A 12,439-nucleotide genomic window follows, 5' to 3' on the forward strand; every position below is an offset into this window, starting at 1 on the left:
AAGTGATGGCGAACTGGCGGCGGATGCCCGCGCGTCAGAGCACCACCAGCTCGCGCGCGCCGGTGGCCGCCTGGCGGTCGATCGTTTCGTAGAGACGCTCGATCAGCGCCGCATGGCGCGTCTCGATCGCGGCACGCCGCAGTTTCAGGTTCGTCGTCAGCTCGCCGGCCTCGATCGTGAACGCCTGCTCGAGCAGCGCGATGCCGCCGGGCCGCTCATGCGTACCGATCGCCGCGGCCTTTTCGCGCAAGGCCGCCGTGAGCCGCGCGCGTTCTTCGGCGCCGAAGGGCTTGCCCGGCGCGATCGTGCACAGCGCGACCAGGCACTTGCGGCCCGAGCCGAGCACCAGCACGTGGTCGACGCCGGGCGTGCGCAGCTGCGCCTCGATGGCCAGCGGCGCGATGCGGCGGCCGGTCGAGGTCTTGATCAGCTCGCTCGAACGGCCGGTCAGGCGCAGGTAGCCCTCGGCGTCGAGGCTGCCGAGGTCGCCGGTCGTGTAGTAGCCGTCGGCATCGACCGGTGCCGGCGGTTCGCCGAGATAACCCTTGAAGACGCCGGGCCCGCGCACCTTGATCGCGCCGCCGTCGCCGACGACGATGTGATTGCCCGGCAGCGGCTTGCCGACGCTGCCGGCGCGCGCATCGCCGGGCCGGCTGATCGCCATCGGCACGACGTTCTCGCTCAGGCCGTAGGCTTCGAGCACCTCCCAGCCGATGGCGTCGAATTCCTCGAGCAATGCGCGCGCGAGCGGCGCCGAGCCGGTGACCATGCAGCGCAGCCGCTGGCCCATCAGCCGGCGCAGGCGCGACAGCACGATCCGGTCGGCGATGAAGTGCGCGACTTTCAGCCCGGCCGGCAGCGGTCGGCCTTCGCGGCGCAGTGCGGCGGCGCGGCGGCCGATCGCCAATGCGGTCTCGGCGATCCTGCGCTGCAGCGCGGGCCGCGAAGCGATGCCCTCGCGCAGGCCTTCGTGCAGCTTCTCGTAGAAACGCGGCACGCCGACGAAGATGTCGGGCGAGACCTGCGCGACCACCTCCATCACCCGGCGCGGGTCGTCGAGGATCCAGGTCGTCGCACCCTGGCGCACCGCCGACAGGTCCACCATGCGCTGGAACAGGTTGGACAGCGGCAGCCAGCACAGCAGCCGGCTTTGCGGCCCGACGAAATCGAAGACGTCGCAGATCGCGTCGACCGCCAGGCACAGCTGCCGGTGGGTGTAGGCGATGCCCTTCGCAGCGCCGGTCGTGCCGGACGTGAAGATCACCGTGGCGAGCTCGTCCGATGCCGGCGGCGCCGGCAGCACGGAGTCTTCTCCGGCGAGCGCCATCAGCTGCGTCCAGCTGATCTGGCGCGCATTCGCCGCGCCGCGCGACGGCTCGCCGAACACCAGCAGCAGCCGTGCCGCCTGCAAGCGTCGCGGATCGACCTGCGACAGCAGCCGCGGCTGCGTCGTCGCGAACGCGACGATGTCGGCCTGCTCGCACAGCGCGGCGATGCGCTCGGGCACATCGTGCGCATCCAGGCCCACGATGATCGCGCCGAGCCGCAGCGTCGCGTGCTGCAGCAGCTCCCACTCGAGCGAGTTGGGCGCGATCAGCGCCAGCCGATCGCCGCGCCGCAGCCCGGCGGCGGCGAGTGCCGCGGCGAGTCGCGCGCAACGGGCGCCGAACTCGGCCCAGCTGATCGCCGCCCAAGTCTGCGGCGCCGTCTCGATCCGAAACGCCTCGGCCTGCGGCGTGGTGGCGATCCGCTGCGCGAGCAGCGCGGGAATCGTCGTCGCTGTTGTCTGCGGTGACGTCGCCGGCGCCGCGCCGTTCATCGGGCGGCCGGCGTGCGCCGCCTTTGCAGGTAGTGGTCGAGCACCTGCGGCAGGTAGTCCTCGACCTTCGGCACCGGCAGGCCGGCATCGGCCAGCAGCCGCGCCGTTTCGGCGTTACCGAAGCCCTGGTCCTCCGCCAGGTAGGCCAGCACGGGCGGCAGACCGCGCAGCGCACGCCGCGTGCTCTCGCCGGCGAGCAGACCGATCACCGGCACGGCGCTTTCGAGCAGGCGGCGGCTGACACCCCAAAGCCGCGGCACCGGCCGGCCGGCCGCGCGCCAGGTCTGCCGCACCACCTGCTGCAAGCGCGTCAACGGGATCGACCGTTCGGCCCCCGAGCACAGGTGCAGGATGCGGCCGGCCATCTCGGGCCGATCGCTCGACCAGGCGATCGCCTGCGCGACCCAGTCGACCGGAATCGTGTCGAGCCGCACCGTGCCCAGCGTGGGCATCACGCCGAAGGTGCGCACGCCGGAGAGGAACTCGCACAGGTGGTAGAAGACCTGGAAGTGGATGACGCGGCCGCTGCCGGTCTCGCCGACGACCATGCTCGGCCGGTGCACGGTGATCGGCAGGCCGTCGCCCTCGTCCCAGACGACCTTCTCGGCTTCGGACTTCGCGGCTTCGTAGGTGTTGTGGAAACTGTCGACCTCGGGCAGCCGGCGCTCGGGCATCACGCCCGGCGTGCGGCCCCAGACGCCGACCGTGCTGACCAGGTCGACCTTGCGCAACGGGCCGGCGTCGCGGGCGCGGCGCGCCAGCTCGAGCATGCTGCGCGTCGGCGTGACGGCGGTCGCGCGCGCCTCCTCGAGCGACATGTTCAGCTTGACGCTGGCGGCGCAGTGCACGATGTGCGTGGTGTCCTGCACCAGGCGCTCGTACTGCACATCGTCCAGACCGAAGCGCGGCTGGGCGATATCGCCGCGCAGCGCCTGCACGCGGCCGGTGTCGGTCCCATCCGGCGTGGCGCCCCAGTAGCGCCCCATCTCGGCCATCCGTGCGGCGAGGTCGGCATCGTCGCGGGCCCGCACCAGCAGCGTGATCCGCGTCTGCGGCTGCCGCAGCAGCTCGGGCACCAGCGCGCTGCCGATGGTGCCGGTGGCTCCGGTGAGGAAGACCGATTTCGCCATGCCCGGCCGCGTCAGCGCATCGGCGTGCCGTAGCGGCCCGGCGCGATCACGTTGCCCGGATCGAGCGCGCGCTTGATCGTCGCCAGCAGCTCGCGCGCCGCCGGATTCGCATCCATCGCGTGCGGCATGCTCATCGAGGTCGCCCGGTAGGGCGGGTAGCCGTGCTCGATGTAGGTCTCGCGCGCCTGCTGGTACCAGCTGCGCGCGCGCTCGGCGTCGGCCGCGTCGTGCCGGTCGTAGAACACGCCGACCAGCACGATCACCGAACGCGGGCTCTCGATGATGACCTCGACGAAGAAGTCGAACTCGTATTTCTCGAACACCGGCCGCGTCAGCGCCAGCGCCTTCATCACGTGCTCGGACGTGAACGGCACCACCGGGCCGATCCAGACGAAGCCGCAGCCGTCGCGCGCGGGGTCGATGTCCTGGCTCGGCTTGTTCGCATGCGACTTGAAGTACGCCTGGCGCACGAAATCGTCGGTCGGGATGCCGCGGAACAGATTGATCGCCGGGACCATCACCTCGGTGAACTCCGGCGACTTGCCCAGCAGCCGGTTGGCCAGCGGCGCGACGGTGCGCACCAGGCGCCCGTACCAGTCGTCGCGGATCGCCGCGCCGATGAACTGCACCATGCCGTAGCGGCCGAGCACCTTGCGAATCATGCGCTTCTGGTAGCGCACCTCCTCGCGGCTGCCATAGAGCCCGCAGCCGAAGGTCCAGCGCGCGACGCCGTGCTGCGCGCGCCATTGCGCTGCGGCCGCCTCGCTCAGGTGGCGCCGGCCGGCCAGCAGGTCGTGCGGATACTGCGACAGGATGCACATCATCGCGAAGTCGTTCGCCAGGTGCGGATGCGAGCGGATCGCGCGCGCCATCACCAGCTCGCGCAGGTCGTCGATGAAGGGTCCCAGCCGATCGGGGTCGGCCTTGTACTCGAAGGCCGCGAAGTCGAACACCTCGGGCGCCGGCATCAGCCAGATGCCGGCCTTGACGACGATGCCCAGGTTCGACTGGCCGAACAGGCCGTCGAGCGCCGGTCCGACCGCGCCCTTGTAGGTATGGCGCACTGTGTTGTTGCCGGCTGGGCCGCCGCCGGTCTCGACGAGGCTGCCGTCCGGCAGCACGACGTCCATGCCGCACAAACTGTTGAAGTGGTCGGCCATCGGCGTCAGGCCGCGACCCTTGTCGAGCGCGTTGCCGAGCACGCTGGCGTATTTCGTCGTGCCGGCGCAGTCGGCCCACAGGCGCGAGCCGCTCGTCTTCAGGTGGTCGTCGAGCTGCTTGTAGGTGACGCCAGGCTCGATCACCGCGTAGCCCAGCGTCTCGTCGACGTGGCAGATGCGGTTCATGCGCTCCAGCAGCATCGTGATGCCGGCCTCGTAACACGCGCTGCGCTCGCCGTAGCCCCAGTTCTTGCCGGTGCTCAGCGGCCAGACCGGCACGCCGGCCGCGGCCGCGACCCGCACGATCGACTGCACCTGCGCCGCCGTCGTCGGGTAGACGACGACCGAAGGCAGGGCGCGGAACGGGATGCAGGTGCGCGTCACCGCCTCGACCTGTGCCGGCTCGCTGAGCAAGCCGTCGGCGCCGACGATGTCGCGCAGTTGCGCCAGCAGCGGAGCCTCGACCGGCTGCGGCAGCGCGCTCATTGGTGCCCCCATGCTCGCTTCGCTCGCTGCCCCCCGAGGGGGCGCGAGCGCCTTCGGAACGGCCGGGCGGCGCTCATCGCTTCGACTCCGTGCTGCGCGGCGCGCGGCAAACGCGGGTGCGGGTCATGCCGCGACCGGCTGGCGGTTCGACGCGCTCGCCGCCACGGCGGCGCCCGGCGCGGCCGTGGCCCAGTCGGCATAGACGTGGTCCGGCCAGTCGCGCCGGCTCGGTCGCGTGATGCGCAGGTCCTCGTCGCGCAACCCGAGCCATTCCATGTGCCGCGCGACGTGGCGCCCGAGGTAGACCTTGTTCAGCGTGATGAAGTCGACCACCTTGCCCATCAGCTTCCAGTAGTGCCGGTTGGCCTTGCCTTCGCGGATCAGGGTCGAGAACTCCGGTGCGTAGGGGTTGTAGCCGAAGGTGCGCAGGTCCGAATACATCAGCAACCAGTTGATCGGGTAGTTCGAGAACACCGGGCTGGCGTTCTTCGACGACTCGATCAGCCCGAGCTCGACCACCTTCTTCATGATCTCGTCCTGGTCGTAGGGCCAGGCATGGTACGGGGCCAGGTAGCGCGGGAAGCGCGTGCCCGGTGCATGGCGCCGCGGGTTCCAGAACCGCGCCAGGTCGTGCGCGTCGAATTCGCCCGACGCGACCAGCTCCGGTGGCGTCCAGTCGACCTCCGAGATCGCCAGCCGCGGGAACTCGTACTCCATGCGCTCGGCGACCGGCTGACCCGGGGAATACCCGGCCAGCACCAGCGGAATGCGCTTCTCGAGCGCGACCTGCAAGGCATTGCCCTCGAACAGCGGCGCGTAGACGTATGAGATCGTGTGCACCGCGCCGCGCGCTTCCTGGTTCATCATCAACCAGCGGAAGAGGCGGCGGTAGAACTCCAGCGGCGGCCGATAGGTGACGTGCTCGACATCGAGCTTGTCGATCGCGCGCCGGATGTTGGCCCAGGCCACCTCGCCGATATCGATGTCGGTGGTGTGCGCGAGCACGCGCAGCCCGTATTCGGTCTTCAGCTTGTGGATCAGCCAGACGCTGTCCTTGCCGCCGGACAGCGGCACCAGGCAGTCGAATTCGCCCTGTCCCCGGCAGTCGCGCAGCGCCTGCTCGAGGTCCGCCTCGCGCGCCTTGCGCAAGGCCTCCGAAGCGCTGGCGTCGGCCGGCCGGTACTCCCGGCACGGCTTGCAGATTCCGCGGGCATCCAGGTCGGCGCCCGGCACGGCCTCCGGCAGCAGACAGTTCTTGCAGGACCTCATGGGGCAACCTCGTTCGTCGAGCCGACGTGAACTGTAGCGGCTCGACCGCGCGCCGGCGGAGCTTCGCGGCCCGCGGTGCCGACGAGGCGCCGGCGGGCCTGTCGAGGGAATTTACAGTCACTCACCGGCTACCGCGCGCCGGCACCACCGATCGCCGAAAAACCGAGTGAAGACAGCCACTTGGATGGGTCGCTCGAACTTGGCATGGGTCCTGCTACATGCTCTCCAAGCAGGGGGATCCCTTCTGCCTTGTGTACCGCAAGTTGGCAAAGGAACATTTATGAAGCTCAAGAAATTTGCAGCAGGCGTCGGGTTGGCAGCAACTGTCCTCCTCGGTGCGAGCATGCCGGCCAGCGCCGGCGTGACCTTCTTCTTCCCGGAGACCACCTTCGAGGACGACAACAACGACTGGCACTTCGACACCAACGGCAACGGCAAGATCGACATCGGCGAGCGCCTGGTCTCGGTGTTCGAACTGACGAAGACGGCCAATCCGTTCGGCGCCGGCTCGGCCAACATCGCCCCGGAAGAACTGACCGGCATCATCGACGCCGTCGTCGTCGCGAAGATCCCGGGCTTCGTGCCGGGCACCTTCCTGTTCCTGTTCGCCCCGAACGCGACCAGCCCCTACGTCGATGGCGCCTCGGGCGAAATCGCACGCACGTGGCTCGACGCGACGCCTGACCTGGACATCCCGGGCCAGAACTGCGTCAGCCTGGCTGACTGCGTTGCCAAGGGTTCGGACGGCTCGGTGTACATGTCCGGCGGCTTCACCGGCGACAACGACGAAATCTTCGCGTTTGTCGGCACGGACGATCCGGCTGTCGTGGCAGCCGCTGGTGCCGGCATCGACATGACGGCGGCGACCTTCGCCTTCAGCATGATCGTCAACAACACCGGCATGGACTTCGGTCAGGTCGCGTGCTCGCCGAACAGCCTGGTCCCGGTGGCCGGTGACTGCAACCCGTTCAACGGTGGCACCGGTGACGGCCTGGCGGACATCGCCGGCGGTGGCTCGATCAAGGGCGGCGCGGGTCTGGGGAACGGCGCTTTCGGCCGCTCGGACTTCGACTTCAACGTCGCGCCGATCCCCGAGCCGGGTTCGCTGGCCCTGGTCGGCCTGGCGCTGGCTGGTCTCGGTGCCCTCGGCCGTCGCGCCAAGAAGGCCTGAGCTGACGCTCGACCCAGCGGTGCGGCTGCCAACCTGAGCAGTCGCACGTCGCAGTAGGTCCCTGGTGGGCCACCCGGATTTCCGGGTGGCCCACTTCTCTTTTGCGGACCGGTTGTTGCGCGCCTGATCGACAGCCGTCGCGGCGTTGCGCGATGCAGGGGTCGTCAAACTCCCATGGCGCGAAGGTATGCTTTGCGGCGAAACTCGGCCGCCGCCACAGTAGGCGGTCTTCAATTCAACCGCACTGCATGTCCTTGATCGATCCCGTGTGGGCTGCGCCGGCCCAGGTCGAGCCCTCGATGGGTCCGCGCATGACTCGGCGGACTCTGCTGGCCGCGAGCCTGCTGACGCCGCTGTCGCTGCCCGTGCATGCCGACGATGCGCTGACGCTCATGCAACGTGTGCACGACCGGCCGAGCGGTCGCGACGCGACGGTGACGAGCCGGATGGAACTGATCGAGCGGGGCCGGCCCGCGCGCGTGCGCGCGCTGGTCAGCTATCGCGTCGAACGCGGGCGCGGCGAGGCCCACAACCTCGTGCGCTTTCTCGAGCCGAAGGACATCGCCGGTACCGGGCTGTTGAGCATCGACAAGGCCGACGGCAGCAACGAGCAGTGGCTGTACCTGCCGGAGCTCGACCGGGTTCGCCGCATTGCCAGTGATCGCAAGGGAGGGCGCTTCGTGGGATCTGATCTCTACTACGAGGACTTGCGCACGCGCAAGCCGGCGGCTGATCGGCATCGCCTGGTCGGTCAGGACAACGTCAACGGTGTGCAGTGCGAGATTGTCGAAAGCGTGCCGGTCGATGCCGCCGAAACGGTCTACCGCAAGCGCATGACCTGGGTCGAAGCGTCGCTGGCGATGGTGCACCGCGTCGACTATTTCGAGAAGGACGACCGCGCACCCAGCAAGCGCTGGGTGCTGGCGTCGCGCAAGCAGATCCAGGGCTACTGGACGGTGATGGAGAGCCGGCTGACCGATCTCGGCAGCGGCCACGAGACGCGACTGAGCGTCGAGCGGGCGCTCTACGATCGCAAGTTGCCGGCCAGGCTCTTCACGCAGCAGGCGCTGGCGGACGAAAACGTCGAGGCGGACTTCCGGCCATGAGCGGCGCTGCCGAGATTCGATTGAAGCCCACCCACCGGCGCACGCTGGCGCTGCCCTGGTTGCTGACGGCGCTGTACCTCGGTCCGCTGCACATCGCGGCCGCCCAGGCGCCCGCCCCCGCGGCCCAGGCGGCCGACGAGGAGGCCGATGCGACGGCCCCGCCGCGCCGGCCGACGCGCCCGGCGCGGCCGACCTTCCGCTTCGGCGTCGATGGCGTGCTGGCCGAGGCGGCTGCGCTGCCGGATGCGCCCGATGCCAGCAGCCTGCTGACCTTGCGCGCGACGCCGTATGCGCAATGGCAGCCGGCGCGCGGCTGGGAGCTGCGCGCGGGCGTTCGCCTCGGCGCAGTCGCGCAGCGGGGCGGCCCGTCGGCCTACGACGACACGCAGGCCGAGCTGGCCGACACCTATGTGCGTTACAGCCGCGGCGACACCCGCCTGACGGTGGGCGCACAAACCGTGCTGTGGGGGCGGGTCGATGCGGTGCCGCTGATCGACCGCGTGAGCCGCGTCGACCTGAGCCGCATCGTGCTGGATGACCTCGCCGAGCGCCGCTTGCCCCAGCCGGTCGTGCGCTGGGAGCAGACGATCGACGACTGGAAGCTCGATGGCGTGCTGCTGCCGTACTTTCGCGCCGCGGTGCTGCCCGACGAGCGCAGCGTCTGGAGTCCGATCGATCGCCGCTCCGGCCGCGTGTTGGGGCTGCCCGAAACGCCTGCCATCGCCGCCTTCGCCCGCCATGCGCCGGTGCGCGAACGCGTCGACGGCAGCGGCGGCGCCGCCGTGCGCATCACGCGCACCGGCGAGCCGCTGGACTTCGGCCTGACGCTGGCGCGCACGCGGCAGCCCCTGCCGTACTACCGGCTCAATCCGGCCGGCCCGGCGCTCGACATCGTGCATCCGCACAACCGGTTCCTGGGCGCAGATCTCGAAGTCGTCGCCGGTGGCGTGACCTATCGCTCCGAGCTCGGCATGACCACCGACGTGCCGCTGACCCGGCCCGATGGCGTGATGGTGGATGCGCGTGCGTTCGACTGGATCGGCGCGGTGGAATTCTTCCCGGGCGGCAAGGACACGCGCGTCAACGTGCAGCTGCTGGTGCGCAAGCTGCGCGCCGACGCGCCGGTGCTCGAGATAACGCGTTATGTCGGCATCAACGGCGAGGTGCAGACAACGCTCGGGCAGGGGCGCTGGAAGCTCGGCATGAAGTTCTTCAGCGGCCTCAACGTGCACGACCTGTACCTGGCGCCGCGGCTGTCCTTCGTCGGCTGGGAGCCGCACGAGCTGTACGTGCAGGCCCATCACTTCCGCGGCGAGTCGCGCACGCTGGGCGGCTTCTATCGCGAGCGCGGCATGCTCGCGATCGGCCTGAAGACGCGTTTTTAGACGGAGCGCCGGCCGCCATGTGGTTGAGCGCCTGGGCCCCGTTGTACGGGCGCCGCTACGGCATGACGACGGCGATGGTCGCGTGGCCGCTCGCGCTGGTGATCGTGATCCTGCTGCATGCGGTCGGCGGCTTCCTGGCGCTGCGGCTGACCTTCAACAATTCGCCGCAGGTCTATTACCCGGCCGACGCGCCGGCGATCGTGCTGCGCGATGCCTTGCGCAAGGACTTCCCGAGCGACGAAGTGCTCACCGTGCTGTTCCACGGCGACGACCTGTACACCGAGGATTTCCTCAGGCGGCTGCAGGCACTGTCGAACGAGCTGCGCGATCACCCGCTCGTCGATCGCGTGACCAGCATCCTGACGGTCGAGAAGATCGCCGGTTCGCGCGACGGTTTCAGCGTCGGGCCGCTGATCGAGCCGAAGGCGCAGAAGAAGGCCGGGCCGGAGGATGCCAAGCGCCGCGTGCTGGCCGATCGTTTCGTGCCTGGCACGCTGGCCTCGCGGGACGGCCGCTACCTCGCGATCGGCGTGCGGCCGAAGCCGCTGGCCGACAGCGGGCAGCGGCTGCAGGTGAAGATCGCCACCGTGCTGGCGATCAACCGCGCCGGCCTGCGTGGGCACTACGCCGGCGACGCCGGTCCGGTGACGATGGATGTCGCGCAGCTCGAGTCGATCCTGCGGGACACGGCGACCTTCGTGCCGCTGACCGTGGGCATCGGCCTGGCGCTGCTGTGGTGGGTGGTCGGGCGCATCCGGCCGGTCGTGATCGGCGCGGTGGCGATGTCGACCGTGGTTCTGCCGGTGGTCGGTGCGATCGCGGCGTTCAACCAGCCGTACACGATGGCCACCGCGATCATCCCGACGCTGCTGTCGGCGTACACGCTGGCGACGCTGATGCATCTGTACGCCGGCATCCAGCGCGCGCAGGAGGCCGGGCTGCGCCGCGCCGAGCGGCTCGACCGCGCGATGCAGGAGACGCTGAAACCCGGCATCTTCAATGTGCTGACGACCGGATCCGGCCTGTTGAGCCTGGTGCTGGTGCCGGTGCCGCCGGTGCAGGTCTTCGGCGTCGCCGGCGCCGCTGGCACGGCGCTCGTCTTCATCGTCGTCTATGGGCTGATGCCGCCGCTGCTGCTGCGCTGGGACAAGCACCGCTGGCCGACGCGCCGCACGTCGGGCATGGGACTGCTCGGCCGCTTCGCCACGCGCATCACGATCTTCAGCATGCGCAACGCGAAGACGATCATCATCGCGGCGCTGGTCGTGCTGGTCGCCGGCATCCCGGCCGTCCGGGCGGTGAAGGTCGAGTCCGACCTGCTGACCTTCTTCCCGCCCAGCCATCCGGCGGTGCGCCACACGCAGCTGGCGGAGAGCAAGCTGATGGGCGTGACCTCGCTGGAGTTCTCGCTGCGCGGCCAGGAGCGCGACAGCCTGCAGAACGTCGAGCGCCTGCGCGGCATCCGCGCGTTCCAGCGCTGGCTCGAAGAGCAGCCGGAGGTCGATCGCACCATCTCGATGGTCGACCTGATCGAGGAGATGCACTGGGCGATGAACGCCGAGCAGGCCGCGTTCCGCACGCTGCCGCCGACCGACCGCCTGCTGCGCCAGTACCTGCTGGTCTACGACGGCACCGACCTGTACGAGCTGGTGAATCGCGATTTCCAGCATGCGCGCATCCTCGCCAACCTGCACATCCACGGCGCACACGAGATCGGCGAGGTGCTCGCGCGCATCCGCAAGCGCCTGGAGCAGCAGCCGATCGAAGGGCTCGCGGTCGACATCGGCGGCCAGGGACGCCTGTTCGCCGACCAGATCAACCTGCTCGTCAGCGGCCAGACCGGCAGCTTCATCGGCGCCTTCGTGCAGATCTTCCTGTTCATGGCGCTGCTGTGGCGCTCGTTCAAGGCCGCCGCGGTGTGCATGGTGCCGAACATCGCACCGCTGTATTTCGTCTTCGTGCTGATGGGCGCGATCGGCATCTACCTGAACATGGCCACCGTGATGATCGCCAGCATCGTGCTCGGCATCACGGTCGACGACACGATCCACCTGTACCACGGCTACAAGGAGCGGCTGCAGCAAGGCATCTCGCCGGTGCTGGCGATCGCGCGCAGCTTCGAGTCCTCGGGCCGCGCGGTGCTGGCGATCTCGGTGCTGCTGATCACGCAGTTCACGCTGCTGTTCGGCTCGGACTTCATCCCGACCTCGGACTTCGGGATCATGACGGCGCTCGGCCTGTTCTCCGGACAGTGCTTCGAGCTGCTGCTGTTGCCGCCGCTGCTGCTGCTGACCGATGCGCGCCGGCGCGCCGCCCCGGCGGCGCCGCACGCGCCCTCCGAGGTGCTGGATGCCGGCGATACGCTGCTCGCGCCGCGCTCGACGCAGATGCCGGTCGGCGGCGATACGCTGATGCCGGTCGACGGCGATGCGCCGATGCCGCTCGGCGGCGACACGCTGATGCCGCCCGCGCTGCCCGCGCTGGTCGCGGCACCGGCACCGCCGGCCACCGCCCCGCCGGCGCCCGAGCGCGTGCTGGTGTGCACCGGCGACATCTGCACGATCGCCGACGGGGAGCTGCTGTGGGAACGCTTCACGCGATTGCAGGCCGCCAGAGCGGCGGAGGCACCGGAAGAAGACTGGCGTCTGACGCGCACCAGCTGCCTCGGGCTGTGCCGGCTAGCGCCGGTGGTGCAGCTCTACCCGGCCGGCACGTACCACGGCAAGCTCACGCCGCACGCGGTGAGCCAGCTGGTCGAGCAGCGGCTTTTGCAACGCGCCCACCCAGCCGCCATCGGCGAGGAGTCGACCGCCGCGAGGCCCGCCACCGGCGACCCACCGGGCCGCGCATCGACGTGAGGCGGGCAATTGTTCACGCCGCACCTCCCGATCGGGCACGGGGGGCGCGGAATGG

At 69.8% G+C, this 12,439-nt stretch carries 8 protein-coding genes; 4 read left to right on the plus strand and 4 right to left on the minus strand.

Annotated elements, in window-relative coordinates:
- Positions 1-34: 34 nt before the first annotated feature.
- From HLB44_RS05765 to HLB44_RS05780, 4 genes are all read right to left on the minus strand, one after another.
- Positions 35-1,819 (minus strand): AMP-dependent synthetase/ligase, encoded by a 1,785-nt coding sequence (locus tag HLB44_RS05765; protein WP_173121593.1) that lies wholly within the window; start codon positions 1,817-1,819, stop codon positions 35-37.
- Positions 1,816-2,949, minus strand: a complete 1,134-nt coding sequence (locus HLB44_RS05770) for an SDR family oxidoreductase (protein ID WP_173121595.1) — start codon at positions 2,947-2,949, stop codon at positions 1,816-1,818. The genes HLB44_RS05765 and HLB44_RS05770 overlap by 4 nt, the downstream gene beginning before the upstream one ends.
- 11 nt (positions 2,950-2,960) lie before the next feature.
- Positions 2,961-4,595 carry an FAD-binding oxidoreductase gene (locus tag HLB44_RS05775; protein ID WP_173121597.1) on the minus strand — a complete coding sequence of 545 codons (1,635 nt, stop codon included), beginning with the start codon at positions 4,593-4,595 and terminating at the stop codon, positions 2,961-2,963.
- 123 nt (positions 4,596-4,718) lie between these two features.
- A complete protein-coding gene (locus HLB44_RS05780; protein WP_173121599.1) occupies positions 4,719-5,864 on the minus strand; it encodes an adenine nucleotide alpha hydrolase family protein in 1,146 nt (381 codons plus the stop codon).
- Positions 5,865-6,048: 184 nt separating this feature from the next.
- Between HLB44_RS05780 and HLB44_RS36725 the strand changes: the two genes are divergently transcribed.
- The 4 genes from HLB44_RS36725 (at position 6,049) to HLB44_RS05800 (ending at position 12,384) form a co-directional block, all read left to right on the plus strand.
- Positions 6,049-7,035 (plus strand): PEP-CTERM sorting domain-containing protein, encoded by a 987-nt coding sequence (locus HLB44_RS36725; protein ID WP_217283551.1) that lies wholly within the window; start codon positions 6,049-6,051, stop codon positions 7,033-7,035.
- A 311-nt stretch (positions 7,036-7,346) separates the two neighbouring features.
- The gene (locus HLB44_RS05790) at positions 7,347-8,141 is read left to right on the plus strand and encodes an outer membrane lipoprotein-sorting protein (protein WP_217283552.1); all 795 of its coding nucleotides are present in this window, start codon (positions 7,347-7,349) and stop codon (positions 8,139-8,141) included.
- A complete protein-coding gene (locus HLB44_RS05795; RefSeq protein ID WP_173121601.1) occupies positions 8,138-9,526 on the plus strand; it encodes a DUF1302 family protein in 1,389 nt (462 codons plus the stop codon). Before HLB44_RS05790 ends, HLB44_RS05795 begins: the two co-directional genes overlap by 4 nt.
- 17 nt (positions 9,527-9,543) lie before the next feature.
- The gene (locus tag HLB44_RS05800; protein ID WP_173121604.1) at positions 9,544-12,384 is read left to right on the plus strand and encodes an MMPL family transporter; all 2,841 of its coding nucleotides are present in this window, start codon (positions 9,544-9,546) and stop codon (positions 12,382-12,384) included.
- Positions 12,385-12,439: the final 55 nt, after the last annotated feature.

This window comes from Pseudaquabacterium terrae, from assembly GCF_013266755.1.
Lineage (GTDB): Bacteria > Pseudomonadota > Gammaproteobacteria > Burkholderiales > Burkholderiaceae_C > Pseudaquabacterium > Pseudaquabacterium terrae.

Bases quoted from the DNA above. Each gene is read 5' to 3' on its own strand.
- HLB44_RS05765 (WP_173121593.1), bottom strand. From the start codon at position 1,819: ATGAACGGCGCGGCGCCGGCGACGTCACCGCAGACAACAGCGACGACG.
- HLB44_RS05770 (WP_173121595.1), bottom strand. From the start codon at position 2,949: ATGGCGAAATCGGTCTTCCTCACCGGAGCCACCGGCACCATCGGCAGC.
- HLB44_RS05775 (WP_173121597.1), bottom strand. From the start codon at position 4,595: ATGAGCGCGCTGCCGCAGCCGGTCGAGGCTCCGCTGCTGGCGCAACTG.
- HLB44_RS05780 (WP_173121599.1), bottom strand. From the start codon at position 5,864: ATGAGGTCCTGCAAGAACTGTCTGCTGCCGGAGGCCGTGCCGGGCGCC.
- HLB44_RS36725 (WP_217283551.1), top strand. From the start codon at position 6,049: ATGGGTCGCTCGAACTTGGCATGGGTCCTGCTACATGCTCTCCAAGCA.
- HLB44_RS05790 (WP_217283552.1), top strand. From the start codon at position 7,347: ATGACTCGGCGGACTCTGCTGGCCGCGAGCCTGCTGACGCCGCTGTCG.
- HLB44_RS05795 (WP_173121601.1), top strand. From the start codon at position 8,138: ATGAGCGGCGCTGCCGAGATTCGATTGAAGCCCACCCACCGGCGCACG.
- HLB44_RS05800 (WP_173121604.1), top strand. From the start codon at position 9,544: ATGTGGTTGAGCGCCTGGGCCCCGTTGTACGGGCGCCGCTACGGCATG.